The sequence below is a fragment of the Pseudomonas sp. P1_C12 genome, assembly GCF_056406435.1.
Genome location: NZ_JBFUAE010000009.1, coordinates 1 through 25,184, shown reverse-complemented (window position 1 = coordinate 25,184; position 25,184 = coordinate 1). Strand labels below are relative to the sequence as shown.

The 25,184-nt window shown below is 60.1% G+C and carries 22 protein-coding genes; 16 read left to right on the top strand and 6 right to left on the bottom strand.

What is annotated here, in order from left to right:
- Positions 1-142: 142 nt before the first annotated feature.
- Complete coding sequence (locus AC1D19_RS16865) at positions 143-1,039, top strand: NAD(P)-dependent oxidoreductase (protein WP_477763847.1); 897 nt, start codon at positions 143-145, stop codon at positions 1,037-1,039.
- On the opposite strand, the gene AC1D19_RS16860 is transcribed toward AC1D19_RS16865, so the two are convergent.
- Together AC1D19_RS16860 and AC1D19_RS16855 are read right to left on the bottom strand one after the other, a co-directional pair.
- A complete protein-coding gene (locus tag AC1D19_RS16860; protein ID WP_477763846.1) occupies positions 996-3,212 on the bottom strand; it encodes a putative bifunctional diguanylate cyclase/phosphodiesterase in 2,217 nt (738 codons plus the stop codon). The genes AC1D19_RS16865 and AC1D19_RS16860 overlap by 44 nt on opposite strands.
- 148 nt (positions 3,213-3,360) lie before the next feature.
- A complete protein-coding gene (locus AC1D19_RS16855) occupies positions 3,361-3,726 on the bottom strand; it encodes a YkgJ family cysteine cluster protein (protein ID WP_150727609.1) in 366 nt (121 codons plus the stop codon).
- Between the two features lie 268 nt (positions 3,727-3,994).
- Here AC1D19_RS16855 and AC1D19_RS16850 point away from each other — a divergent pair, with 268 nt between their 5' ends.
- Complete coding sequence (locus AC1D19_RS16850; RefSeq protein ID WP_477763845.1) at positions 3,995-5,344, top strand: spinster family MFS transporter; 1,350 nt, start codon at positions 3,995-3,997, stop codon at positions 5,342-5,344.
- Positions 5,345-5,516: 172 nt separating this feature from the next.
- Here the strand turns inward: AC1D19_RS16850 and rapA are convergent, their stop codons facing one another.
- On the bottom strand, positions 5,517-8,363 hold the full coding sequence (rapA, locus tag AC1D19_RS16845; protein ID WP_477763844.1) for an RNA polymerase-associated protein RapA: 2,847 nt from the start codon (positions 8,361-8,363) through the stop codon (positions 5,517-5,519).
- A 217-nt stretch (positions 8,364-8,580) separates the two neighbouring features.
- Here rapA and AC1D19_RS16840 point away from each other — a divergent pair, with 217 nt between their 5' ends.
- The 3 genes from AC1D19_RS16840 to ccoM all read left to right on the top strand — a co-directional run bounded on the left by AC1D19_RS16840 (position 8,581) and on the right by ccoM (position 9,437).
- Complete coding sequence (locus AC1D19_RS16840) at positions 8,581-8,922, top strand: aspartate-semialdehyde dehydrogenase (protein ID WP_477763843.1); 342 nt, start codon at positions 8,581-8,583, stop codon at positions 8,920-8,922.
- A gap of 99 nt (positions 8,923-9,021) precedes the next feature.
- Positions 9,022-9,183, top strand: a complete 162-nt coding sequence (locus tag AC1D19_RS16835) for a hypothetical protein (RefSeq protein WP_218430314.1) — start codon at positions 9,022-9,024, stop codon at positions 9,181-9,183.
- Between the two features lie 143 nt (positions 9,184-9,326).
- Positions 9,327-9,437, top strand: coding sequence for a cytochrome c oxidase subunit CcoM (ccoM, locus tag AC1D19_RS16830; RefSeq protein WP_007976669.1), 111 nt, complete (start codon positions 9,327-9,329; stop codon positions 9,435-9,437).
- A 204-nt stretch (positions 9,438-9,641) separates the two neighbouring features.
- Here ccoM and AC1D19_RS16825 read toward each other — a convergent pair whose 3' ends face one another.
- Together AC1D19_RS16825 and AC1D19_RS16820 are read right to left on the bottom strand one after the other, a co-directional pair.
- Positions 9,642-11,117, bottom strand: a complete 1,476-nt coding sequence (locus tag AC1D19_RS16825; protein ID WP_477755315.1) for an inorganic phosphate transporter — start codon at positions 11,115-11,117, stop codon at positions 9,642-9,644.
- A gap of 376 nt (positions 11,118-11,493) precedes the next feature.
- Complete coding sequence (locus AC1D19_RS16820; RefSeq protein ID WP_007986337.1) at positions 11,494-11,694, bottom strand: hypothetical protein; 201 nt, start codon at positions 11,692-11,694, stop codon at positions 11,494-11,496.
- A gap of 688 nt (positions 11,695-12,382) precedes the next feature.
- Here AC1D19_RS16820 and pcaR point away from each other — a divergent pair.
- The 11 genes from pcaR to pcaC all read left to right on the top strand — a co-directional run bounded on the left by pcaR (position 12,383) and on the right by pcaC (position 23,231).
- Positions 12,383-13,225 carry a pca regulon transcriptional regulator PcaR gene (pcaR, locus tag AC1D19_RS16815; protein ID WP_223550841.1) on the top strand — a complete coding sequence of 281 codons (843 nt, stop codon included), beginning with the start codon at positions 12,383-12,385 and terminating at the stop codon, positions 13,223-13,225.
- A 123-nt stretch (positions 13,226-13,348) separates the two neighbouring features.
- Complete coding sequence (pcaK, locus tag AC1D19_RS16810) at positions 13,349-14,695, top strand: 4-hydroxybenzoate transporter PcaK (RefSeq protein ID WP_477763842.1); 1,347 nt, start codon at positions 13,349-13,351, stop codon at positions 14,693-14,695.
- Positions 14,696-14,966: 271 nt separating this feature from the next.
- Positions 14,967-15,824: a CoA transferase subunit A gene (locus AC1D19_RS16805; protein WP_008054173.1), complete on the top strand. Its 858-nt coding sequence runs from the start codon at positions 14,967-14,969 to the stop codon at positions 15,822-15,824.
- Positions 15,824-16,603, top strand: a complete 780-nt coding sequence (locus AC1D19_RS16800; protein ID WP_095945398.1) for a CoA-transferase subunit beta — start codon at positions 15,824-15,826, stop codon at positions 16,601-16,603. Before AC1D19_RS16805 ends, AC1D19_RS16800 begins: the two co-directional genes overlap by 1 nt.
- Positions 16,600-17,805: a 3-oxoadipyl-CoA thiolase gene (pcaF, locus tag AC1D19_RS16795; RefSeq protein WP_477763841.1), complete on the top strand. Its 1,206-nt coding sequence runs from the start codon at positions 16,600-16,602 to the stop codon at positions 17,803-17,805. The genes AC1D19_RS16800 and pcaF overlap by 4 nt, the downstream gene beginning before the upstream one ends.
- Positions 17,806-17,842: 37 nt before the next feature.
- Complete coding sequence (gene pcaH, locus AC1D19_RS16790) at positions 17,843-18,547, top strand: protocatechuate 3,4-dioxygenase subunit beta (RefSeq protein ID WP_477755557.1); 705 nt, start codon at positions 17,843-17,845, stop codon at positions 18,545-18,547.
- Between the two features lies 1 nt (position 18,548).
- Positions 18,549-19,115: a protocatechuate 3,4-dioxygenase subunit alpha gene (gene pcaG, locus AC1D19_RS16785; protein WP_477763840.1), complete on the top strand. Its 567-nt coding sequence runs from the start codon at positions 18,549-18,551 to the stop codon at positions 19,113-19,115.
- A 194-nt stretch (positions 19,116-19,309) separates the two neighbouring features.
- Complete coding sequence (locus AC1D19_RS16780) at positions 19,310-20,614, top strand: MFS family transporter (RefSeq protein WP_477763839.1); 1,305 nt, start codon at positions 19,310-19,312, stop codon at positions 20,612-20,614.
- Between the two features lie 45 nt (positions 20,615-20,659).
- Positions 20,660-22,024 carry a 3-carboxy-cis,cis-muconate cycloisomerase gene (locus AC1D19_RS16775; RefSeq protein WP_477763838.1) on the top strand — a complete coding sequence of 455 codons (1,365 nt, stop codon included), beginning with the start codon at positions 20,660-20,662 and terminating at the stop codon, positions 22,022-22,024.
- Positions 22,025-22,036: 12 nt separating this feature from the next.
- The gene (gene pcaD / locus AC1D19_RS16770; RefSeq protein ID WP_477755561.1) at positions 22,037-22,828 is read left to right on the top strand and encodes a 3-oxoadipate enol-lactonase; all 792 of its coding nucleotides are present in this window, start codon (positions 22,037-22,039) and stop codon (positions 22,826-22,828) included.
- Positions 22,829-22,838: 10 nt separating this feature from the next.
- On the top strand, positions 22,839-23,231 hold the full coding sequence (pcaC, locus tag AC1D19_RS16765; RefSeq protein WP_007986313.1) for a 4-carboxymuconolactone decarboxylase: 393 nt from the start codon (positions 22,839-22,841) through the stop codon (positions 23,229-23,231).
- Between the two features lie 126 nt (positions 23,232-23,357).
- On the opposite strand, the gene AC1D19_RS16760 is transcribed toward pcaC, so the two are convergent.
- Positions 23,358-24,617 carry an OprD family porin gene (locus AC1D19_RS16760; RefSeq protein WP_477763837.1) on the bottom strand — a complete coding sequence of 420 codons (1,260 nt, stop codon included), beginning with the start codon at positions 24,615-24,617 and terminating at the stop codon, positions 23,358-23,360.
- Between the last annotated feature and the right edge of the window lie 567 nt (positions 24,618-25,184).

Genomic DNA, 25,184 nt, shown 5'->3' with positions numbered 1-25,184 from the left:
CACGGAATACAATCGCGTCTTTTTTCAGCGCGTACCTGGACCATGCCTTGGTCTTTAGCCTGAGCATTGCTCGGAATGAATCCTTTCCTGAGTCATGATGAATCGGCCAATATTTGGTGATCTTTAATCAAGAAGAGGCAAAATGATGTCAACGCTACCTTCGCTAGGGTTTGCCGGGATCGGCCTGATGGGGCTGCCGATGTGCCGGCGCCTGTTGGCCGCGGGTTATCCGCTGGCGGTATGGAATCGCAATCCGGAGAAGTGCAAGCCGCTGGTGGAGGCAGGCGCACGCCAGGTCGCCAGCCCCGCCGAACTGTGCCAGCACGCGGACGTGGTGATGTTGTGCCTGGCGGATACGTCGGTCGTACGCGAGGTCGTGTTTGGTCCGGCAGGCATTGCGGAGGGAGCAGGAAAAGGCCAGTTACTGGTGGACCTTTCCAGCCTGGAGCCCAACGCCACGCGGGAAATGGCCGCAGAACTCGCCGGTAAAACCGGCATGGGCTGGCTCGACACGCCGGTGTCCGGCGGTGTGGTCGGCGCTGAAGCCGGGAGCCTGGCGATCATGGTGGGTGGCGAGTCACAGGATCTGGATCGGGTTCGTCCCGTTCTGCTGAACCTGGGGCAGCGTGTGGCGCACATGGGCGGCATCGGGGCAGGGCAGGTGACCAAGGCGTGCAACCAGATGATCGTCGCCTGCAATGCCTTGGTGATTGCCGAAGTGGTCGCGTTGGCGGAGCGTTCCGGGGTTGATGCCAGCCTGATCGCCGAAGCGCTGGCCGGCGGCTTTGCCGATTCGAAACCCTTGCAGATCCTGGCCCCACAGATGGCGGAAAACCGTTTCGAGCCGGTCAAGTGGCACGTGCGCACGTTGCTCAAGGATCTGGATACCGCGGTGAAGTTTTCCCGTGAGCAAGGCTCGGCGACACCGATCAGCGGTCTGGCCGCGCAGTTGATGCGCCTGCATGGCAGTCAGGGCTTCCTTGAAAAGGACCCGTCTACATTAGTGCAGATGTACCGTGAGCCAGGCTCAACGTCGTGACGGTACAGGTGTGCTTGCGCTGGTTGATTTCGTTCAGCACCGGATGCAGCTCGGCCAGTGGCACCGGCCGACTGAGCAAATAGCCCTGAGCGAAGTCACAGCCATGGTTTTCCAGGAACTGATATTGCTCGAAGGTTTCGACCCCTTCGGTGACCACTTGCAGGTGCAGGGTATGGGCCATGACGATGATCGCCTGGACAATTTCCATGTCTTGGGTGGCCTTGGGGATGTCCTGGATGAACGAGCGGTCGATTTTCAGTGTGTTGAGCGGCAAGCGCTTGAGGTAGGCCAGGGATGAATAGCCGGTGCCGAAGTCATCGATTGACAGCGACACGCCGAGGGCACGAATCTGTCGCAGCAACATCAGTGTGTTGGCGATATTGCCCATCAAGGCGTTTTCCGTGACTTCCAGTTCCAGCCGGTGGGGCTCCACACCGGCGGCTCGCAATGCGTACTCGATTTCATCGGCCAGTTCTACGCGCGCCAGGCTCAGGGGCGAGCAATTCACGGCGATCTTGAGGTCTACACAACCCTGGCGCGACAGCTCGCCCAGATCCTCGCAGGCCTTGCGCAGCACCCAGTTGTCCAGTTCGGCGATCAGGCCGTTGGCCTCGGCGATGGCGATAAAACGATCCGGCACGAGGAAACCATGGACCGGGTGTTGCCAGCGAATCAAGGCTTCGAGCTTGCTGACCTGACCGGTCTTGAGGTCATAGATCGGCTGGTAATAGAGCATCAGGCCAGTGTCTTCACGCAAGGCATGGCGCAGTTCTTCTTCCAGTTGCAGTTCCAGTGTGGCGCGGGTTTTCAGGTTGGCGCTGAAAAAGCTCAGGCCGTTGCGGCCGCCGCCCTTGGACTGATACAGCGCCAGGTCGGCGTTTTTCAGCAGTTCCTCACAAGTCTTGCCGTCCTCCGGAAACAGGCTGATGCCGATGCTGGTGGTCATGACCATGCGCCTGCCGGCCAGTTCGATGGGCTCCTTCATTTTCAACATGATGCGTTGGGCCATCTGCCGCGCCTCTTCACGATCATGCAGGTCGATGAGCAGGCAGAACTCGTCGCCGCCGAAGCGCGCGACCACATCCTCATGACTGCGAATCGAACTCTTGATGTGCCCGGCAAGCACTTTGAGCAGTTCGTCACCGGCATCGTGGCCAAGGCTGTCGTTGATCCGCTTGAAATGGTCGATGTCCAGGAACATGACCGCCAGCATCCCGCCTTTACTGGATTTCTCGATGAGTTTTTCGGCGAAGACCTGGTTGAATCCGCGGCGGTTGATCAGGTTGGTCAGCGCGTCGTAGTGCGCCACCTGTTGCAGCGACATGCGCGCCTGGTCCAGCTGGCTGAGCAGGGAGTTGACCCGTTGCAAGTCGTGGTCCTTGCGTTGCAGTTTCTTGTCCGCCAGCGCCGCGCTGATGCTGCTGCCGATGATCAGCAGGGTCATGACCGCCACGGTCAGTGCCAGTTGCAGTTGGCTGTTTTCGCCGGTTTGCGCTGGCAGGCTGCCTTCGGGCAGCACCAGGTTGAAGGCGGCCATGGCCGTGAGGTGCATACTGAGGATGCCAGCCCCGAGCAACAGGCTGGCGCAGTATTTGATGAGCTGATGCAGCATGCCGGCGCCGTCGCGCAGATACCATGCCAGTAACAAGGCTGCCAGCGCGGCACCGATCGCAATCACGATGGACAGGGCGAACAGGCCCGGATGGTAATAGACCGAGGCATTGGAGTGCATGGCCGTCATGCCCACGTAATGCATGGTCGCGATACCCAGGCCGATCCCGATCGATGACATGAGGCACTGTCGCAAACTCAGCTCGGGAAGGCTGAGGGTATGCATGGCCAGCCACGCGGCGAGCAGCGCGATGGTTAGCGAGAACACCGTGACAGGCAGTTGGTAGTGAAGATCGATAGGCGCCTGGAATGCCAGCATCCCGACGAAGTGCATGGCCCAGATACTGCCGGCCAGGCATCCGCTGCCAACCCAGCGCCAGAGTGTCTGGGAAGCGGATTTTTCAGCGTGAGCAACCCGTTCGGCGATGTCCAGTGTCGCGAAGCTGCCGACACAGGCGACCAGATAAGCCAGCAGCACCAGAAAAGGGTCATGTGTGCAATTAAGTACGACCTGCCCACTCTCTGGTAGCTCGGTAATGAAATGCAAACCAAGCCACTCCATAGCATGCCCCCATCGTTATCCCTCAGGCCGGCGCAAGGAGCGTCGGCGAATGTCCTGGAGTATAGAGGGCATGGGTGGGGCGCAAGCGGTAGTGGCACATTGCTTTCAATGATTTTGGCATTAGCCCAATAGCGACTAGTGCTAATGCTCAGGCGATTTGCTTCTGAGGCGTCTCGAATGCGGGTTGCAGGGCCGGCAAGCCGAAAGCGGCACGGGCCGCGTCGCAATCGGGATTGGCCACGCCATCGACCCACGAAGCGTCGAATTCCCGGCAGGTGCTGGAGCGTTTTTCGTAAATCGAGCACTGCACTGTACTGCCAACGTCTCCCACCAGGCTGGTGCAGCGCACGGGTTTGCAGCCGGTGCCGAGCATCGCGACCCGACTGGGGCTGATTTGCTCGACAAGCTCATCGGGTACCGTCCCCCCGGACGAGGCGCATTCACCCCAGAAAAATGACACGCGAAAATGAGAACAGCAGGCACCGCAATTCAGACACGGACTGGCTTCGGACATGGGCGATTATCGTAAGGAGGGGTGGAGACACAGGGGGGAATCAAGGCTGCTATTCTAGGCTTCGCCAACGGCTTGGGAAGGGGGGGTGAAAGGTATTTTTCAACGACCGGACGGACTGCGAAATACTCGCCCTGCGAAAGCTCCTACAGGTTGCGTCCCATGGGGGGGTATCAGCCTGGCGAATAATGAAAGACAGGTGTAGCCGGCCTGTCTAGATTGCAAAGTCCGGGGGCAGTGACGCCCCAAAAACAATAAAAGAGACGGACCCATGCAGAACTCGACCCAAGCGGCCAATGCCTGGCGCATCCTGTTCCTGTTGTTCCTGGCCAACCTGTTCAATTTTTTCGACCGCACCATTCCGGCCATCATCATCGAGCCCATTCGCATGGAATGGCACCTCAGTGATTTCCAGTTGGGGATCATCGGGACGGCATTCACCATCGTCTACGCCATTGCCGGCTTGCCGCTGGGGCGCATGGCCGATACCGGTTCGCGCAGCAAGCTGATGGGCTGGGGGCTGGCGGTGTGGAGCGGGTTGACCGCCGTCAACGGTATGGTGGGCAGTTTCTGGAGTTTCCTGATCGTGCGCATGGGCATCGGCATCGGCGAGGCCAGCTACGCGCCAGCCGCCAATTCGCTGATCGGCGACTTGTTCCCGGCGCACCGCCGGGCCCGCGCCATGGGCATCTTCATGCTGGGGCTGCCGTTGGGGCTGTTGCTGGCGTTCTTCACCATCGGCGCGATGGTCAAGGCCTTCGATAGCTGGCGCGCGCCGTTCTTTATCGCAGCGGTGCCCGGGCTGATCCTCGCGATCTTCATGTTTTTCATCAAGGAACCGAAGCGCGGCGCCGCCGAGAGCGTTCAGGTGTCGCAGGAAAAGATCGATCAGCCGATCCGTCGGGTATTGGCTGTGCCGACCTTCCTGTGGCTGGTGATGGCCGGCCTGTGTTTCAACTTCGCCACCTATGCCTGCAACTCGTTTCTGGTGCCGATGCTGCAACGGTACTTTCTCATGCCGTTGCAGGATGCCGCGGTCGCCACCGGAGTTATTGTCGGTGTGACCGGGTTGGTCGGCCTGACCCTCGGTGGCTGGATCGCGGACAAGATTCACCAGCGGATTGCCAACGGGCGGCTGTTGTTTGCGGCCTTCAGCCTGATGATTTCGACGGTCTGCACCGCGTGGGCGCTGCATTCCGGGCGCATCGAGATCGGTGTGTTTGTTGCGGTGTTTAGCCTGGGTTGGTTGTTCGCCTACAACTTCTACACCTGCGTGTACACGGCGATACAGGATGTGGTCGAGCCGAGGTTGCGGGCGACGGCGATGGCGCTGTTCTTTGCCGGGCTGTATCTGTTGGGCGGCGGTTTGGGGCCGGTGGTGGTCGGGGCCTTGTCGGATCACTTTGCCCACACGGCGATGCTCGAGGCAGGTGCGGAACAGATGACTGAGGCGTTTAAAGCGGTCGGCCTGCATGACGCGATGTACCTGATTCCGGTGGCGCTGTTGTTCACCGTGGTGTTTCTGTTCCTGGCTTCGCGGTGTTTCGTGCGCGATGCCAAGCGGATGAAGGAAGGGTTGGTGGCGGTGGGTGAACCTGAAGGTTCTGCGGTGACTGCTTAAGGTCAAAAGATCGTCCGAACGCGGCCCGAACCTTCGGCAGCTCCTACGCTAATCCTTGTAGGAGCTGCCGAAGGCTGCGATCTTTTGATGTTGATCTAAAACAAAAGGCCCGCATCACTGCGGGCCTTCTTTTTATAGCGGAGGAGGAGGAGGAGGAGGAGGAGGAGGGTTGTTAACCCGCCACCAACACCCGAATCGCTTCCAGTCGCAAGGCAGCCTTGTCGAGCATGGCCAGGCCTTGCTCGCGTTGTTTGCGCAGGGCCACCAGTTCGCTGTCGCGCACGGTCGGGTTGACCGCTTGCAACGCGGTCAAGCGCGCCAGTTCTTCCTCGGTATCGGCGGCCAGGCGACGCTGTGCCTCGGCGACACGTTCTGTGTGGCGCGGCAGGATCTTCGCTTCACCGGCGTTGATCCGTGGCGTCAACTGGTCACGCTGGGCCTGGATGAACTTGTTGGCGCTGGCACGCGGCACGCTTTCGAGCTGATCGTTCAAGGTTTCGAACGACACGCGGGCCGACAGGTCGTTGCCGTTGGTATCGAGCAGGCAGCGCAGGGCGGCCGGCGGCAGGTAGCGGCCCAGTTGCAGTGAGCGCGGGGCAACCACTTCGCTGACATACAACAGTTCCAGCAACACGGTGCCCGGCTTGAGTGCCTTGTTCTTGATCAGCGCCACGGCGGTGTTGCCCATGGAGCCGGACAGCACCAGATCCATGCCGCCCTGAACCATCGGGTGCTCCCAGGTGATGAATTGCATGTCTTCGCGAGACAGCGCCTGGTTACGGTCGTAAGTGATGGTCACGCCTTCGTCGTCGCCCAGCGGGAAGCTGGCGTCGAGCATTTTTTCGCTCGGCTTGAGGATCAGTGCATTTTCCGAATGGTCTTCGCTGTCGATGCCGAAGGCGTCGAACAGGGTTTCCATGTAGATCGGCAGTGCGAACTGATCGTCTTGCTCAAGGATATCCTCCACCAGCGCATCGCCTTCGCCCGCGCCACCGGAGTTCAGCTCCAGCAAACGGTCACGACCGGTGTGCAACTCGGCTTCCAGGCGCTCACGCTCGGTGCGGGCTTCGTCGATCAGCGCTTGCCACTCGCCATCGTCGGCTTCTTCGAGCAGCGGCAGCAGGCGCGGGCCGAACTGGTGCTGCAGGGCGTTGCCGGTCGGGCAGGTATTGAGGAACGCGTTCAGCGCTTCGTGGTACCACTGGAACAGGCGCTCTTGCGGGCTGGTTTCCAGGTATGGCACGTGCAGTTCGATGATGTGCTTCTGACCGATCCGGTCCAGTCGACCGATACGTTGTTCCAGCAGGTCCGGGTGGGACGGCAGGTCGAACAGCACCAAGTGATGGGAGAACTGGAAGTTGCGACCTTCACTGCCGATTTCCGAGCAGATCAGCACTTGCGCGCCAAACTCTTCGTCGGCGAAGTAGGCGGCGGCGCGGTCACGCTCGAGGATGTTCATGCCTTCGTGGAACACCGTGGCCGGGATGCCGGAACGCACGCGCAGGGCGTCTTCCAGGTCCATGGCGGTTTCGGCGTGGGCGCAGATCACCAGTACTTTGGTGCGCTTGAGCATCTTCAGCTGATCAATCAACCACTCGACGCGCGGGTCGAACTTCCACCAGCGATCTTCTTCGCTGGCATCCGGTTGGGCCTGGAAGCTGACTTCCGGGTACAACTCGGCGTGATCGCCCAACGGCAGTTCGAGGTATTCGTCCGGGCACGGCAGCGGGTACGGGTGCAGCTTGCGCTCCGGGAAACCCTGCACGGCGGCGCGGGTGTTACGGAACAGCACGCGGCCGGTGCCGTGGCGGTCGAGCAATTCACGCACCAGGCGGGCGCTGGCTTCGGTGTCGCCATCGTTGACGGCGGCCAACAGGGCTTCGCCTTCGTTGCCGAGGAACCCGTGGATGGTCTTGTGGGCTTGCGGCGACAGGCGTCCCTTGTCCAGCAACTCCTGAACGGCTTCAGCCACCGGGCGATAGTTTTCGCTCTCGGCGCGGAAGGCTTGCAGGTCGTGGAAACGGTTCGGGTCGAGCAGGCGCAGACGAGCGAAGTGGCTGTCCTGGCCGAGTTGTTCCGGGGTGGCGGTCAACAGCAGCACGCCGGGAATGGTTTCGGCGAGTTGCTCGACCAGCGAATACTCAGGGCTGACCTGATCTTCGTGCCACACCAGGTGGTGAGCTTCGTCGACCACCAGCAAGTCCCAGCCGGCCGCGAACAGCGCGTCCTGGGCTTTCTCGTCGTCCACCAGCCACTCGAGCGCGACCAGCGCGAGTTGGGTGTCTTCGAATGGGTTGCTGGCATCGCTTTCGATGAAGCGCTCTTCGTCGAACAGCGCGACCTGCAAGTTGAAACGGCGGCGCATCTCGACCAGCCACTGGTGCTGCAGGTTTTCCGGAACCAGGATCAGCACACGGCTGGCGCGGCCCGAGAGCAATTGGCGATGGATCACCAAGCCGGCTTCGATGGTTTTGCCCAGGCCTACTTCGTCGGCCAGCAGAACCCGTGGTGCGATACGGTCGGCGACTTCGCGGGCAATGTGCAACTGGTGCGCGATCGGTTGCGCACGCACGCCGCCCAGGCCCCAAAGGGAGGACTGCAACTGGCGGCTGGTGTGTTCCAGGGTGTGATAACGCAGGGAGAACCAGGCCAGCGGGTCGATCTGGCCGGCGAACAGACGGTCGCTGGCCAGGCGGAACTGGATGAAGTTCGACAGTTGGGTTTCCGGCAGGGTGACCACTTCGCTCTGCCCGTTGAGGCCGTGGTAAACCAGCAGGCCATCAATGTCATCGACTTCGCGGACGGTAAGCTTCCAGCCTTCGAAGTGAGTGATGGAGTCACCCGGTGAAAACCGCACACGGGTGAGGGGCGCATTCCGTAGCGCGTACTGGCGGGTGTCGCCAGTGGCCGGGTAGAGCACGGTCAACAAGCGGCCGTCCTGTGCCAGAACGGTGCCTAAACCCAGCTCGGCTTCGCTGTCACTGATCCAGCGTTGCCCCGGTTGATACTGCTGCGCCATGCTGCCTGACTCCCACCTGAAAAAGCGGGCTATCTTAACGGAATGAGGGCTTCAGGGCCAAAGGACTCTCAGAAAAACTCACAGTCATACGTTAGCCCACCTGTGCATGACGCGCCGCTCGGTGCACTAATGAGTGCCAAATGAGTCACAGTTTGCGACCGATGGCTCAAGTCGCCATCCCCGCAGCCGACAGCCTGCTGACAGGAGACCGAAAACCATGCTGCCACCGATGCTTCCCCTGAGTGCCGTGCCGATCACTTCGCAAACCGACCCGATCCGCCAGCGTCCGGACATTCCACCGGTGGTGCCGGTGCAGGAAAGCTCCAGTGAAAGCACCATTGACCTGCAAAAGCGCAACCCTGAAGAGGACGGGTTAGTGCTGCGCGAGGAACAGCGCCGCAAGCAGGAGCAGGAACGGCGTCGACGCGAGGCTGATAATGACCCCGAGGCGCACCTGGCGATTCCCGGCGATGAACTCAATGCCGACAACACCGTGCCGGTGGCGCCGCTGATGGAAGATCAGCCGCGGCAGGGGCTGTGGGTCGATATCGAGATTTGAGCGCAGGCTGGTCAGCGCGGCCGTCAGGCCGCATTATTGGCGAAGGGTTGCCGAACGCTACGGTGGCTGAAATTCATTTCAAGCGATGCACTGACTGCCATGAGCCAAGACGACAAACTGATTGACCTCAATGCTGAACGCGCCAAGCGTATTCATGACCTCAATGACAAGCGGCTCAATGAAGTTCGCCAGGCGTTCGAGCAGGCCATGCCACTGGGCAAGGCCAGGAAAAAGCCGAAAAACAAACCGAAAAAGCGCTGAAATCCCCCGCATTCATTGATGCGGGTCAAACGTTTCCCTTCCTCTTGCCCCGTCTCGGGCGACATTGATCCCGGTCAATATTCTCTCCTGCCCGTTCGGTTAACTTAGCCCTATCGCAACAGGCCAAGTGCAGGAGACGCGTCATGTTTTTCGACAACGTGGTGATCGCCGGAGTGCTGACTGTCAGCCTCATGTTTGTGTTTTTTGCAGGATTCGGACTTTTTATCTGGAAGGATTCGCACAAGCGGAAATAACCGTAGTTCTTTCTGGATGTAATGAGCACGCAAGGCATTTTGGGCAACTTCGGTTGCCCTTTTTTTTTGCCTGCAGATTTGTACGATATTCCCTGTAGGAGCTGCCGCAGCCTGCGGCAGCTCCTACAGGGGGAGTGTGGTGTTTTGGCAGCAATAAAAAAGGCGCGTTCCTTGCGGAGCGCGCCTTTTTCGTTTGGCTGCTTATCAGCTGCCAAGGGCCTTCGAAGCCAGCCAGAACAACCCGGCCGACAGGGCCACGGTGGCTGGCAGGGTCAATACCCAAGCCAGCAGGATGGTTCTGACGGTGCCGCCTTGCAGGCCGCTTTTGTTGGCGACCATGGTGCCTGCCACGCCCGAGGACAGCACGTGGGTGGTGGAAACCGGCAGGCTGAAGATGTTCGCCATGCCGATCAGGCTGGCAGTGGTGATCTGCGCCGACATGCCTTGGGAGTAGGTCATGCCTTGCTTGCCGATCTTCTCGCCAATGGTCAGTACCACGCGTTTCCAGCCGACCATGGTGCCCAGGCCCAAGGCCAGTGCAACCGCCAGAATCACCCAGAACGGCGCGTATTCAGTGGTAGTGGTCAGGTCTTTGCGCAGCTTGTCCAGGTCGGCCTTTTCACGAGCCCCGAGAGTTGGCAACTTGCTGACTTTCTTCGCGGTGTCGTCCAGGCAGAGCAGGTAGCGACGGACTTCGATACGGCTTTCCGCCGACAGCGAATGGTAGTCGGCTACACCCTTGAGGGTGCCGAGCAGGGCGGTGATGGTCGGTTCGGTCTGTTGCGGGTTGCAACGGAATTTCTCCGGCAAGTCGCCGTCCAAGCTCTTGCCCAGGGCCAGGAACTCGCCCAGGGTTTCGGAATTGCGCTGGTAGAACTGGCTCAGGTGCAGGGTCGCGTCGCGAGTCCGCTCGATCTGGTAGGTCGTGCTGTTCAGGTCGAGGACGAACTGGGCCGGCACGATACCGATCAGGACCAGCATGATCAGGCCGATACCTTTCTGGCCATCGTTGGAACCGTGCACGAAACTCACGGCCATGGCCGAAATCACCAGTACCAGGCGATTCCAGAACGGCGGGTGTTTCTTGTCGTCGATCTTGCGGCGCTGTTCCGGCGTCTTGTGCATCTTCGACAGCGGACGCCACCATTTAAGACCGATCAGGATCAGTGCGGCGATCAGGAAGCCGGCCATTGGCGAGAACACCAGGGAAGCGCCGATATCGATCGCTTTCTGCCAGTTCACACCGTCAGCCAGCGGAATGTCGTTGATCAGGGCGTTGGCCAGGCCGACACCGAGGATCGAACCGATCAGCGTGTGGGAACTGGAAGCGGGAATACCGAAGTACCAGGTGCCCAGGTTCCAGGCGATGGCGGCGGCGAGCAACGAGAACACCATGGCCAGTCCGTGACCGGTGTTCACATTGATCAGCAGTTCCACCGGCAGCAGGTGGACGATGGCGTACGCCACGCCGACCCCGCCCAGCAGCACGCCGAGGAAGTTGAACACACCGGAGAAGAACACCGCCAGGTGAGGCGGCATGGCTTTGGTGTAGATAACGGTCGCCACCGCGTTAGCGGTGTCATGAAAGCCGTTGATGAACTCGAAGGCGAGGACAAAGGCCAGGGCGAGCAAGAGGCTCACAAGCACCCAAGCATCCAGTCCGCTGAATAAATCGATCATGAAGGTTTTCTGACCCGGTCATAAGGGGGCGCGATTATGCCAGAAAAGACTGCTAATCAATGCACTAGCTGCTCATCGGTAACATTCTTCAACGAATTTTTTTGCCGCAACACCTGAAAACCCAGGGTTTTGCTGTGTTTTTTAAGTCATTGATTTTATTGGAAAAATACGCTGTCACAAAACCTTCGCGACCCGGTAATTGGGGTTTGAGCGGTTGTGCGAAAAATCTGAGAAATAGGTCAGATACCGGAAATCTGCCTGATTCGACGACGGTGATGGCCGCTGCCCGCTCATGGCGGGCGCGAAAGGCAACATCGATACATCCCGCTTTTAACGGGTGCAGAGGCAGGCCCTGGTAAGGATCAGGCCGAAGCAGTCATGGCTCTTCGGCTTTGAGTTCCTTTTCCATTTTTTGAAGTTCCTGCTGGAAAACCTGATCCTGAACGGTGGCGCGTTTACGCCAGGGTTTGCGTTCCGGTTCGGGTTGAGCGGCGTAAGTGGTGACTTCTCCGCCGTAAACTTCCTTGTAGCGTTGTTCCTGGCGCTCTAGTTCCGCGCGCAGTTCGTCTTTCGTCACAGTGCTACCTGATTGAGTTGGGATAAATTCTGGTGAACACGCGCTGCATCAAATCGATTGATCACGTTCGTCGAATGGGCAATGCCCGTCAGGCATCGTTTTGGCAACAGGGTGATCAATACTTCCATGTCACAGGCGGCCACGGCACCAGATATAAACAGCTGACGTAGCTTCAGTTTCCTGTATCAGCAAGCGCACTGGCAAGGTGGTTCAATGCGAGTCTGGCGCTTGCAACGGGCAACGGCGATGGAACATCGCATTGCCGGGCAGCGGGTTCGGCAAGTAAAAAACCGAAGCGCTACTGAATTGTATTATAGCGGCCGATTTGAAGAACACTATCTCCAACGAGTTAAAAGCGGATCCCGGTGTGACCGTTTTGTTGCTAGAAACTTTACGATTAACTGGAACGCCGACGGGTACCACATTGCAGCGATGCCTGCCTGACGCCATTAAGTTCGAACAAGTTACGGTATTTAGATTGCCCCATTAAGTCCTGTGTCGAGTCGATGTAAACAGCGGTTCGTGAGTCAGCGAAAAACCGGACACCAGCGAATCGGGTGATTGATCCGGTGGATTGCGATTATCGGTCGAGCGTTCGATAATCGCCCGAAGATGGCAGGCCGGGCTTGAGTGCCAGGCGGTAGCCCTTTGTAATAGTCGCTGATCCGAGTGGGTAAAAGGACCTTGTATGAACGATCAAATGCGCAATTCCTTCACTTCAGTGGCTCCCCCCATCGTTGCTTCACCGGCCAAGCGGATCCAGGCACTGACCGGCGACCCGGACTTCATGACGTCCCTGGCCCGTGGCCTGGCCGTGGTGCAAGCGTTCCAGGAGCGCAAACGACACCTGACCATCGCCCAGATCAGTCACCGAACGGAAATTCCCCGCGCCGCCGTGCGCCGTTGCCTGCACACCCTGATCAAACTCGGCTACGCCACCACCGACGGCCGCACCTATTCGTTGCTACCCAAAGTGCTGACCCTCGGCCATGCCTATGTGTCATCGACGCCGCTGGCGGTGTCCGCCCAGCCTTACCTGGACCGCATGAGCGAGCAACTGCACGAGGCCTGCAACATGGCCACGCTGGAAGGTGATGACATTTTGTACATCGCCCGCTCCGCAACCACCCAGCGCCTGATTTCGGTGGACCTGTCGGTGGGCGGGCGCTTGCCGGCCTATTGCACGTCGATGGGGCGGATTCTGCTGGCCGCGCTGGATGACACGTCGCTGGGCGAATACCTCGATCACGCCGAATTGCAAGCCAAGACCAGCCGTACGATTCACACCCCCGAGGCATTGCTCGAATGCCTGCAAGAGGTGCGACAGCAAGGCTGGTGCATCGTTGACCAGGAACTTGAGCAAGGGCTGCGTTCAATTGCCGTTCCTGTATATGATGCCTCCGGCCAGGTGGTTGCGGCCCTCAACGTCAGCACTCACGCCGGGCGAGTCAGCCGCAATGAGCTGGAACAGCGATTTCTGCCTGGCCTGCTGAGTGCCAGCCGCGACCTCAGCGCCCAGCTGTTTGCCTAAGCTGTTCGATAAACGCACAGAGTTGCGTTTATCGAATTGACGCTGTTTCCTCCGGATCATTACTGTCGCGGCTTCGTCAGCGTCTGCTGACACCGTTCGACTGCGATCCGTGGAATAAAAATAATGAACCAGCCTCAGTCTGCTGTAGGTAACTGCCTCGACGTGCAGTCCTTCATCAATGCCCAACCCATTTCGCGCTACCAGTGGCGCGTGGTGATCCTGTGTTTCCTGATTGTCTTCCTCGATGGCCTCGACACTGCGGCCATGGGTTTCATCGCCCCGGCCCTGTCCCAGGACTGGGGTATCGACCGCGCCAGCCTAGGCCCGGTGATGAGTGCGGCGCTGATCGGCATGGTCTTCGGCGCACTGGGCTCGGGCCCGTTGGCTGACCGCTTCGGACGAAAAGTCGTACTGGTCGGTGCGGTGCTGTTGTTCGGTGCCTTCAGCCTGGCCTCTGCCTACAGCAGCAATGTCGATCAGTTGCTGGTGTTGCGCTTCCTGACTGGTCTGGGTCTGGGCGCCGGCATGCCGAATGCCACGACCCTGCTGTCGGAGTACACCCCGGAGCGCAAAAAATCCCTGCTGGTAACCAGTATGTTCTGCGGTTTCAACCTGGGCATGGCCGGTGGCGGATTTATCTCGGCCAAGCTGATTCCGGCCTTTGGCTGGCACAGCCTGCTGCTGATCGGCGGGATTTTGCCGCTGATCCTCTCCGTCGTTTTGCTGCTCTGGCTGCCGGAGTCGGCGCGTTACCTGGTGGTACGCAATCGCGGTACGGACAAAGTGCGCAAGGCACTGGCGCCGATTGATCCGACGGTGGTGGCCCAGGCGTCCAGTTTCAGCGTGCCGGAACAGAAAACCGTGAAGGCGCGCAATGTGTTCGCGGTGATCTTCTCCGGCACCTACAGCGTCGGCACCTTGCTGCTGTGGCTGACCTACTTCATGGGCCTGGTGATCGTTTACCTGCTGACCAGCTGGCTGCCGACGCTGATGCGTGACAGTGGCGCGAGCATGGAGCAAGCCGCCTTCATCGGCGCGCTGTTCCAGTTTGGTGGCGTGCTGAGTGCAGTAGGCGTGGGCTGGGCAATGGACCGGTTCAATCCGCACAAGGTCATCGGCACTTTCTACCTGCTGGCCGGGGTGTTTGCCTACGCGGTAGGGCAGAGCCTGGGCAACATCACAATCCTGGCGACCCTGGTGCTGGTGGCCGGGATGTGTGTCAACGGCGCGCAATCGGCAATGCCGTCGCTGGCCGCACGGTTTTATCCGACTCAGGGGCGGGCCACCGGGGTGTCGTGGATGCTCGGGATCGGCCGCTTTGGCGCCATCCTCGGGGCGTGGATGGGTGCAACGCTGTTGGGGCTGGGCTGGAATTTCGAGCAAGTGCTGACAGCGCTGGTGATTCCGGCGGCGCTGGCGACCACGGCAGTGGTGATCAAGGGCATGGTCAGTCATGCGGATGCGACCTGATCCTGGTTTGAAATAGTGGTGTAACAGTAAAAGATCGCAGCTTGCGGCAGCTCCTACAGGGGAATGTGTAAATCTGTAGGAGCTGCCGCAGGCTGCGATCTTTTGGGGCAGCCTATAAAGATAGCCAGACAACAATATGTTCGATAATCGAACGCTTAGTCGATTATCGGATTGTTTGGCGTTTTGCACGGGCTTAATCTTCAGTCATTCCGGCGCTGCGCATCGGCGCCTTCTTCCACTGTCGGTTAACAATAAACGGGAGCCTGCCCCAATGGCTGAAATCCTTTCGCTGCACGACGCGGTGAAGCAATTCGTAAACGACGGCGATACGGTCGCGCTCGAAGGCTTTACTCACCTGATCCCGACGGCGGCGGGTCACGAAATCATTCGCCAGGGCAAGAAAGACCTGACCCTGGTGCGGATGACCCCTGACCTGATCTACGACCAGTTGATCGGTGCCGGTTGTGCCCGCAAGCTGATTTTCTCCTGGGGCGGCAACCCGGGTGTCGGCTCCCTGCATCGCCTGCGTGACGCAGTGGAGAAGCAGTGGCCCCACGCGCTGGAAATCGAAGAACACAGCCACGCCGACCTGGCCAATGCCTACGTCGCCGGTGCTTCCGGCCTGCCGTTCGCGGTGCTGCGTGCCTACGCCGGTTCCGACTTGCCGAAGGTCAACCCGCTGATCAAATCCGTCACTTGCCCGTTCACTGGCGAAGTGTTGGCCGCCGTGCCTTCGGTGCGCCCGGACATTACCGTGATTCACGCGCAGAAAGCCGACCGCAAGGGCAACGTGCTGCTCTGGGGCATCCTCGGCGTGCAGAAAGAAGCTGCACTGGCCGCCAAACGCTGCATCGTCACCGTTGAGGAAATCGTCGACGACCTCAATGCACCGATGAATTCCTGTGTACTGCCAACCTGGGCCTTGAGCGCGGTTTGCCACGTACCTGGCGGTGCGCATCCTTCCTACGCCCACGGCTACAACGAGCGCGACAACCGTTTCTACCAGGCCTGGGACCCGATTGCCCGCGACCGTGAAACCTTCACCGCGTGGATCAACGAATACATCCACGGCAGCGCTGACTTCAGCGAGTTCCAGGCCAAACTGGCCGCCGCTTCGGAGGCGAAGTAATGACTTACACCACCAATGAAATGATGACCGTCGCCGCCGCTCGCCGTCTGAAGAACGGTTCGGTGTGCTTCGTCGGTATCGGCCTGCCGTCGAAAGCGGCCAACCTGGCGCGCCTGACGTCCTCGCCTGATGTCGTTCTGATCTACGAATCGGGTCCGATCGGTGCCAAGCCGAGCGTACTGCCGTTGTCGATCGGCGACGGTGAACTGGCGGAAACCGCCGACACCGTGGTCCCGACCGGCGAGATTTTCCGCTACTGGCTGCAAGGCGGGCGTATCGACGTCGGCTTCCTTGGTGCGGCGCAGGTCGACCGTTTCGGCAACATCAACACCACCGTGGTCGGCGATTACCACGCACCGAAAGTGCGCCTGCCAGGTGCCGGTGGCGCGCCGGAAATTGCCGGTTCGGCCAAGAGCGTGTTGATCATCCTCAAGCAGTCGTCGCGCTCCTTTGTCGACAAACTCGATTTCATTACTTCGGTCGGTCACGGTGAGGGTGGCGATTCGCGCAAGCGTCTTGGCCTGCCAGGCGCCGGTCCGGTGGGGATCATCACCGACCTGTGCATCATGGAACCGGAGGAGGGTACCCACGAATTCGTGGTCACCGCACTGCACCCCGGCGTGACCCGCGAGCAAGTGGTCGCAGCCACCGGTTGGGCGATACGTTTTGCCGACAACGTTGAGCAAACCGCTGAGCCAACAGAGGTCGAGCTGACCGCATTGCGTGATCTCGAAGCCCGCACTGCTGCCGCCCACGGCCAAGCACCCGGAGAAGCGTGATGCGTGACGTTTATATCTGCGACGCGATTCGTACCCCCATCGGCCGTTTCGGCGGCGGCCTGTCGACGGTGCGTGCCGACGACCTGGCTGCCGTGCCGATCAAAGCCTTGATGGAGCGCAACCCGTCGGTGGACTGGAACGCCGTGGACGAGGTATTCCTCGGCTGCGCCAACCAGGCCGGTGAAGACAACCGCAACGTCGCGCGTATGGCGCTGTTGCTGGCCGGGCTGCCGGAAACCATTCCGGGCGTGACCCTCAATCGCCTCTGTGCTTCGGGCATGGATGCCATCGGTACCGCGTTCCGCGCTATCGCCAGCGGCGAGATGGAGCTGGCGATTGCCGGTGGCGTCGAGTCGATGTCCCGTGCGCCGTTCGTGATGGGCAAAGCTGATGCCGCGTTCTCGCGCAACATGAAACTGGAAGACACCACCATTGGCTGGCGTTTTATCAACCCGATGATGAAAGCCCAGTACGGTGTGGATGCGATGCCGCAGACCGCTGACAACGTGGCCGACGATTACAAGGTGTCCCGCGCCGATCAGGACGCGTTCGCCCTGCGCAGTCAACAACGCACAGCCGCCGCGCAAGCCGCCGGGTTCTTCGCCGAAGAAATTGTTGAAGTGCGCATTGCCCACAAGAAGGGTGAAACCGTGGTCAGCCAGGACGAGCATCCTCGCGCCGACACCACCCTGGAAGCCCTGACCAAACTCAAACCGGTCAACGGCCCCGACAAAACCGTCACCGCCGGCAACGCCTCCGGAGTGAACGATGGCGCGGCAGTATTGATCCTGGCCTCGGCCGAAGCCGTGAAGAAACACGGCCTGACGGCCCGCGCCAAAGTGCTGGGCATGGCCAGCGCCGGTGTTGCGCCGCGGGTGATGGGCATTGGCCCGGTGCCTGCGGTGCGCAAACTGACCGAACGCCTCGGTGTGGCTGTCAGCGATTTCGACGTGATCGAACTCAACGAAGCCTTCGCCAGCCAGGGTTTGGCGGTGCTGCGTGAACTGGGGATCGCGGACGATGCGGCCCAGGTCAATCCCAATGGTGGCGCGATTGCCTTGGGTCATCCGTTGGGCATGAGCGGTGCGCGACTGGTGTTGACCGCGTTGCATCAGCTGGAAAAAACCGGCGGCAAGAAAGGTCTGGCGACCATGTGTGTCGGTGTCGGTCAAGGTCTGGCCCTGGCGATCGAGCGCGTCTGACGCGCTCTGAAGACTTATAAGAACTGAGGAATGCTTCATGACTGACAAGCCTGGTTACCGTCGCCCGCAGGCGGGCACTCAGCCGGAATACCTGCACCCGACCTATCAATCCACCAACCTGCGCTCGCCGTCCAGGCCGTTGGTGTTTCTGCCGCATTCGTTGTCGGAAATCACCGGTCCGAGCGTCGGCGCCGAGCGCGTCAACGAGAAGGACAACGACCTGACCGCCCAGCATGAGGGGCAGCCACAGGGTGAGCGCATCATCATCCACGGTCGTGTACTGGATGAAAACGGTCTGCCGGTGCCGGGGATTCTGGTGGAGATCTGGCAGGCCAACGCCGCCGGTCGCTACGCCCATGCCCGCGACCTGCATGACGCACCGCTGGACCCGAATTTCACCGGCACGGGCCGCACCGTGACCGACGCCGATGGCTGGTATCAGTTCCAGACCATCAAGCCCGGCGCCTATCCATGGGGTAACCACCACAACGCCTGGCGCCCGGCGCACATCCATTTCTCGCTGTTCGGGCCGAGCATTCTGACGCGCCTGGTGACGCAGATGTATTTCCCGGGCGACCCGTTGCTGGCGTACGACCCGATCTACAACTGCGTGCCCGATACCGGCGCCAAAGAGCGCTTGATCGCCACGTTCGATCTGGAAAAAACCATCCCTTCCTATGCCCTCGGTTATCGCTGGGACATCGTATTGCGCGGCCGCGATGCCACGCCGATGGAGAAATAAGATGACGCTGACTGCGACCACGTCCCACACCGTCGGGCCGTACTACCACATCGGCCTGACCTGGCTGAACCGCGAAAACCTGACTGTCGAACAAACCCTGGGCGAGCGCGTGGCGATCACCGGGCAAGTGGTCGATGGCAACGGTGATGTCGTCAACGACGCAATGCTGGAAGTCTGGCAGGCCAACGCCGCCGGCAAGTACGATCACCCGGAAGATGACCAGGACAAACCCCTGGACCCGAACTTCGAAGGTTTTGGCCGGGTACCGGTGGATGCCGAAGGGCGTTTTCGCTTCACTACCATCAAGCCGGGCACGGTTGAGGGGCTCAAAGGCACGACCCAGGCGCCGCACTTGGTGGTGCTGGTGTTTGCCCGTGGCCTGGTGAAGCACTTGCTGACGCGGATTTACTTTGATGGCGAGGCGGCCAACGTGAGTGATCCGTTGCTGGAGTGCGTGCCGGCCGAGCGTCGCAATACGCTGATGGCGAAGCAGGATGCGTCGGGCGTGTACCAGTGGAACGTGATTCTGCAGGGTACCGATGCCGAGACGGTGTTTTTCGATTATTGAGTGAGCACTGTTCACCTGTAGGAGCGAGCCTGCTCGCGATGGCGTCGGTACATTCACCGTCGATGTCGTCTGACACACTGCTATCGCGAGCAGGCTCGCTCCTACAGGGGTTGCGTATTGCTGATCCATCTGCGGAACGGGATTGTTGCAAAGTGTGTCTAGACTCTCACTGTCCCCATTGAGTGAAAAAAACAATGACAACACCCACGGCTCCTATAGCTCTTTATACGGGCGAAGAACGCAACAAGCGGATTTTCGCCATTGTCGGTGCTTCGTCCGGCAACCTGGTCGAATGGTTCGACTTCTATGTCTACGCCTTCTGTGCGATCTATTTCGCGCCGGCCTTTTTCCCGTCCGACAACCCCACGGTGCAGTTGGTCAACACGGCTGGCGTGTTTGCCGCCGGGTTCCTGATGCGGCCTATTGGTGGCTGGATTTTCGGGCGGTTGGCGGACAAGCACGGGCGCAAGAACTCGATGCTGATCTCGATTCTGATGATGTGCTTCGGCTCGTTGCTTATCGCCTGTTTGCCGACCTACAACAGTATCGGGGTCTGGGCGCCGGTGATGTTGCTGTTCGCCCGTTTGCTGCAAGGTTTGTCGGTGGGCGGTGAGTACGGCACTACCGCGACCTACATGAGTGAAGTGGCGCTCAAGGGCCAGCGCGGTTTCTTCGCCTCGTTCCAGTACGTGACCCTGATTGGCGGCCAGTTGCTCGCGGTGTCGCTGGTGGTGATCCTGCAACAGTTCCTCACCGAGGATGACCTGCGTGCCTACGGCTGGCGGATTCCCTTTGTGGTCGGTGCCATGGCGGCGTTGGTTTCGCTGTATTTGCGTCGTTCGCTTAAAGAAACTTCCAGCAAGGAAATGCGCGAAAACAAGGACGCCGGCAGTATCCGCGCGTTGTTTCGCGACCATAAAGCCGCGTTCATCACCGTGCTCGGTTACACCGCCGGTGGCTCGCTGATTTTCTACACCTTCACCACGTACATGCAGAAGTACCTGGTGAACACCGCCGGCATGCCGGCCAAGACCGCCAGCTACATCATGACCGGCGCGCTGTTCCTTTATATGTGCATGCAACCGGTTTTCGGCATGCTCGCCGACAAGATCGGCCGGCGTAACTCGATGCTCTGGTTCGGCGCCCTCGGCACGCTGTTCACCGTACCGATCCTGTTGAGCCTGAAAAGTGTCAGCAGTCCGTTCCTGGCCTTTGTGTTGATTACCCTGGCGCTGGTGATCGTCAGTTTCTACACCTCGATCAGCGGTCTGGTAAAAGCCGAGATGTTCCCGCCGGAAGTACGTGCCCTGGGTGTCGGCCTGGCGTATGCGGTGGCGAATGCGATCTTCGGTGGTTCGGCGGAGTATGTGGCCTTGAGCCTCAAGGCCGTGGGTATGGAAAACTCCTTCTACTGGTACGTCACGGTGATGATGGCGGTGGCATTCCTGTTCAGCCTGCGCCTGCCGAAACAGGCGAAGTATCTGCAGCAAGACCTTTGATCTTCACGCGCGGGTCGCAAAGGCCCGCGCCTCCAGGAACTGTTTATGAATCAGCGACCGGGCAATCAATTGTTCGATGCCTATTTCACTGCCCGCGATATGCGTGAGGTGTTCTGCGATCAGGGCCGGGTCCAGGCCATGCTCGATTTCGAAGCGGCACTGGCCCGGGCCGAAGCGCAGGTAGGGTTGATTCCGTCGAGTGCTGTCGCGCCGATTGAAGCGGCTTGCCGCGCAGGGCTTTATGACTTCGCGGCGTTGGGCGAGGCGATTGCCACGGCGGGTAACTCGGCCATTCCGTTGGTCAAGGCGCTGGGCAAACAGATCGCGGCCACCGATGCCGAAGCCGAGCGATATGTGCATCTGGGCGCGACCAGCCAGGACGTGATGGACAGCGGCCTGGTGCTGCAACTGCGCCGCGCACTGGCGCTGATCGAAAGCGATCTGGCGCAACTGGGCCAAACCCTTGCGACGCAGGCCCAACGTTATACAGCGACGCCATTGGCCGGGCGCACCTGGTTGCAACACGCAACGCCTGTCACCCTCGGCATGAAAATCGCCGGTTGGCTGGGGGCAGTGACGCGCAGTCGCCAGCGCTTGGCCGAACTCAAGCCGCGCCTGCTGGTGCTGCAATTCGGCGGTGCGTCCGGAACCCTTGCGGCCCTTGGCGACCTGGCCATGCCAATTGCCCAGGCGCTGGCCGAAGAACTGCAACTGGCCTTGCCCGAACAGCCGTGGCACACCCAGCGCGATCGCGTGGTTGAATTCGCTGCAGTACTCGGCCTGATCGCCGGCAGTCTCGGCAAACTCGGGCGCGATATCAGCCTGTTGATGCAAACCGAGGCTGGCGAAGTGTTCGAACCTTCGGCGCCGGGCAAGGGCGGTTCTTCGACCATGCCGCACAAGCGCAATCCGGTGGGCGCGGCGGTGCTGATCGGTGCGGCAACGCGTGTACCCGGTCTGCTCTCGACGCTGTTCAGCGCCATGCCCCAGGAACACGAACGCAGCCTCGGCCTGTGGCATGCCGAGTGGGAAACCCTGCCGGAGATTTGCTGCCTGGTGTCGGGCAGCCTGCAGCAAGCGCTGTTGATCGCCAAAGGACTGGAAGTGGATGCCGAGCGCATGGCGCGCAACCTCGATTTGACCCAGGGCCTGGTGCTTGCCGAAGCGGTGAGCATCGTCCTCGCGCAACGGGTAGGGCGCGACACTGCGCATCATCTCTTGGAGCAATGCTGCAAACGCGCCGTGGCCGAACAACGTCACCTGCGTGCGGTCCTCGGCGACGAACCGCAAGTGACCGCCGAACTGTCGGTGGCTGAACTCGATCATCTGCTGGACCCCGCCCATTACCTCGGTCAGGCCAAAACCTGGGTCGAGCGCGCGGTGGCTGAACATTCTGCATTGACTGCCTGAAGGAGACTTGCTGTGGCTTTTGTACAACTCGCCGAGGGCGAACTGCATTACCAACTCGATGGACCGGTCGATGCGCCGGTACTGGTGTTGTCCAATTCGTTGGGCACCGACCTGCACATGTGGGACGCGCAAATCCCGGCGTTCTCCGGGCATTTTCGCGTGTTGCGTTTCGACACCCGTGGTCATGGCCAGTCATTGGTGACGCCGGGGCCTTACAGCATCGAGCAACTGGGTCACGACGTGCTTGCCTTGCTGGATGCCTTGCACATCGAACGCGCGCATTTCTGCGGTCTGTCCATGGGTGGGTTGATTGGCCAGTGGCTGGGGATCAATGCCGGCGAACGCCTGAACAAGCTGATCGTGTGCAACACAGCAGCGAAAATCGGCGATCCGTCAGTGTGGAACCCACGTATCGAAATGGTGCTGCGTGATCGTCAGGCGGCTATGGTTGCCCTGCGCGATGCGTCGATTGCCCGCTGGTTCACCCCGGACTTCTCCGCCGCCAACCCGGCGGCAGCCAAGCAAATCACCGACATGCTCGCGGCCACTTCGCCCGAAGGCTATGCAGCCAATTGCGCTGCGGTGCGCGATGCCGATTTCCGCGATCAGTTGTCTGCGATCAAGGCGCCGCTGTTGGTGGTTGCCGGAAGCGAAGATGCGGTGACGCCACCGTCCGGTGGGCATTTCATCCAGGAGCATGTGCGCGGGGCCGAGTACGCCGAGTTCTATGCGGCGCACTTATCCAACGTCCAGGCAGGCAATGCGTTCAGCGAGCGTGTGCTGGCGTTTCTGTCGGCTGATTGAGGGGATTTCCGTGGACGAGAAACAACGTTATGACGAGGGCCTGAAGGTCCGTCGCGCGGTCTTGGGCGATGCCCACGTCGACCGCAGCCTGAATGCCTTGACCGAGTTCAACTCGGAGTTTCAGGAGATGATCACCCGTCACGCCTGGGGCGACATCTGGACCCGCCCTGGCCTGCCGCGCCACACCCGCAGCCTGATCACCATCGCCATGCTGATCGGCATGAATCGCAACGAAGAATTGAAACTGCACCTGCGCGCTGCCGCCAACAACGGCGTGAGTCGTGGCGAGATCAAGGAAGTGATCATGCAGAGCGCCATCTACTGCGGGATCCCGGCGGCCAATGCGACGTTCCATTTGGCCGAGTCGGTGTGGGATGAGTTGGGGGTTGAGTCGCGGGAGTGATCCCGGCGATTTTTGTTGCCTGAGCTGACGCCATCGCGAGCAGGCTCGCTCCTACAGTTGACCGTGTTGTCATGGCGGACGCGTCTAATGTAGGAGCGAGCCTGCTCGCGATGGCGGTGGTGAGGGTTACAACAGGCTGATCGGATAGCTGATGATCAGGCGGTTCTCATCGAACTCGTTATTGCTGTAATCCCGGCGCATGGTCGAGTTGCGCCATTTCAGGTTCAGGTCTTTCAGCGCACCGCTCTGCACGGTGTAGCCCAGTTCACTTTCACGCCCCCATTCCTTGCCATCGGTGATGCTGCCGGTGTGCACATTGTCGCCGCTGATATAGCGGTTCATCAGGGTCAAACCCGGTACGCCGAGGGCGGCGAAGTTGTAGTCGTGGCGTACCTGCCAGGAGCGTTCCTGGGCATTGTCGTAGCTGGAGTTGTAGCTGTCGTTGGCCAGTGTGCCGCCGCTGGTGCCATTGACCCGCATCCAGGCATTGTCGCCGGTGAGTTTTTGCAGGCCGACGTAGAAGGTGTTGCCGCCGTGCTTGGCCGAAAACAAGCCATACATTGTTTTGTTGTCCAGCTCGCCAGCCAGGGCGCTGCCGTCATCCTTGCCGTAGAAGAAACCCAGGTTGGCGCCCAGGGTCCAGTCGCCGATCGGTTGGTTGTGGGTCAGGTTGATGAATTGCTGGCTGTAGATGTCCTTGAGCTCGGCATTCCACAGACCGATCTGGGTGCGCTTGTCGTTGAATACGTACTCGCCGCCCTCGAAGTTGAAACGGTCAGAGTTGAACGCGGCTTTGCCGGTCATCGACATGTCGCTCATGCTGCTGTCGTCGCGCGGGCTGTTCTGGCGGAACTGGCCGCCGTAGAGCGTCAGGCCATTGATTTCCTTCGACGTGATCTGGCCGCCACGGAAGGTTTGCGGCAACGAGCGACCGTCGTCCGAACGCAGGATTGGCAGCACCGGCATCCATTCCCCAACTTTCACTTCGGTTTGCGACAGCTTTGCCTTGAACGCCACGTTGGTGCGGCCGAAATTGTCCGCCGGGCGACCGTCGTGATCCAGCGGCAGCAGTTGCGTGCCGCCGGTGCCTTTGCCGCCATCAAGCTTCACCGAATACAAACCGAGCACATCCATGCCGAACCCGACGGTGCCCTGGGTGAACCCGGATTTGGCGTCGAGGATGAAACTTTGCGTCCACTCTTCAGCCTTGCCCTGGGCCTTGGTCGGGTTGGTGAAGTTGCGGTTGATGTAGAAGTTGCGCAGGTTCAGGTTGACCTTGGCCCCATCGACGAAGCCCGACTCTTCGGCGTTGGCGGGCAGGGCCGCGCTGGCCAGGGCAATGGCAATCAGGCTGGGAACGAAATACTGCGCGGTGGAAGGCGTCATGGACTCGGGTCTCTCTAATTCTTGGGGATGAAACGGGGTGATGCCGCAACCCGGGGTTGCAGACGAATTTTCGAAATCAGTACAAACGAAGCGGATCAGCCGGAGAGGGCAGGGCGCGGGGACATGGTGTCGAACCTGTTGTTATTGGTTTTGTGGTTCGGATGGTGTGGGAAATGTACTGGATGGTTCAATTGCTAAAGGCGGTTTTTGGGCGATTATCGAACGGCAAAAGATCGCAGCCTTCGGCAGCTCCTACAAGGGAACGCGAATTTCCGCGTAGGAGCTTCCGAAGGCTGCGATCTTTTGATTTTAGCCAACAAAATCTATGGTCGCCCCCATTTTTGCAATACTGATTAACGGGTGGTGTGGTTGGCTTGCTTAAATCTATCCGGCGTCTGTTTGGGGCATGCCCCAGCGCCACGATGAGAATCGCGCCTGACGATCCTAAAAAGCCCATCGGCTTCTTAAAGCCGATTTTTATGCCAGGATCTTCGCCAGGCCGGTAGGCCGTTCACGTCATCTGTTGTTCAGCTATCGCAAAACCTGAAGGGTGAATCGTGGTACTGC

Excerpts from the sequence above, each read along its gene's own strand:
- AC1D19_RS16835 (WP_218430314.1), top strand. The coding sequence starts at position 9,022 with ATGAGCCAAGACGACAAACTGATTGACCTCAATGCTGAACGCGCCAAG.
- AC1D19_RS16760 (WP_477763837.1), bottom strand. The coding sequence starts at position 24,617 with ATGACGCCTTCCACCGCGCAGTATTTCGTTCCCAGCCTGATTGCCATT.
- AC1D19_RS16780 (WP_477763839.1), top strand. The coding sequence starts at position 19,310 with ATGACAACACCCACGGCTCCTATAGCTCTTTATACGGGCGAAGAACGC.
- AC1D19_RS16855 (WP_150727609.1), bottom strand. The coding sequence starts at position 3,726 with ATGTCCGAAGCCAGTCCGTGTCTGAATTGCGGTGCCTGCTGTTCTCAT.
- AC1D19_RS16865 (WP_477763847.1), top strand. The coding sequence starts at position 143 with ATGATGTCAACGCTACCTTCGCTAGGGTTTGCCGGGATCGGCCTGATG.
- AC1D19_RS16840 (WP_477763843.1), top strand. The coding sequence starts at position 8,581 with ATGCTGCCACCGATGCTTCCCCTGAGTGCCGTGCCGATCACTTCGCAA.
- AC1D19_RS16825 (WP_477755315.1), bottom strand. The coding sequence starts at position 11,117 with ATGATCGATTTATTCAGCGGACTGGATGCTTGGGTGCTTGTGAGCCTC.
- pcaH (WP_477755557.1), top strand. The coding sequence starts at position 17,843 with ATGACTGACAAGCCTGGTTACCGTCGCCCGCAGGCGGGCACTCAGCCG.
- rapA (WP_477763844.1), bottom strand. The coding sequence starts at position 8,363 with ATGGCGCAGCAGTATCAACCGGGGCAACGCTGGATCAGTGACAGCGAA.
- AC1D19_RS16800 (WP_095945398.1), top strand. The coding sequence starts at position 15,824 with ATGACTTACACCACCAATGAAATGATGACCGTCGCCGCCGCTCGCCGT.
- pcaK (WP_477763842.1), top strand. The coding sequence starts at position 13,349 with ATGAACCAGCCTCAGTCTGCTGTAGGTAACTGCCTCGACGTGCAGTCC.
- AC1D19_RS16850 (WP_477763845.1), top strand. The coding sequence starts at position 3,995 with ATGCAGAACTCGACCCAAGCGGCCAATGCCTGGCGCATCCTGTTCCTG.
- AC1D19_RS16775 (WP_477763838.1), top strand. The coding sequence starts at position 20,660 with ATGAATCAGCGACCGGGCAATCAATTGTTCGATGCCTATTTCACTGCC.
- ccoM (WP_007976669.1), top strand. The coding sequence starts at position 9,327 with ATGTTTTTCGACAACGTGGTGATCGCCGGAGTGCTGACTGTCAGCCTC.
- AC1D19_RS16805 (WP_008054173.1), top strand. The coding sequence starts at position 14,967 with ATGGCTGAAATCCTTTCGCTGCACGACGCGGTGAAGCAATTCGTAAAC.
- pcaR (WP_223550841.1), top strand. The coding sequence starts at position 12,383 with ATGAACGATCAAATGCGCAATTCCTTCACTTCAGTGGCTCCCCCCATC.
- AC1D19_RS16860 (WP_477763846.1), bottom strand. The coding sequence starts at position 3,212 with ATGGAGTGGCTTGGTTTGCATTTCATTACCGAGCTACCAGAGAGTGGG.
- pcaG (WP_477763840.1), top strand. The coding sequence starts at position 18,549 with ATGACGCTGACTGCGACCACGTCCCACACCGTCGGGCCGTACTACCAC.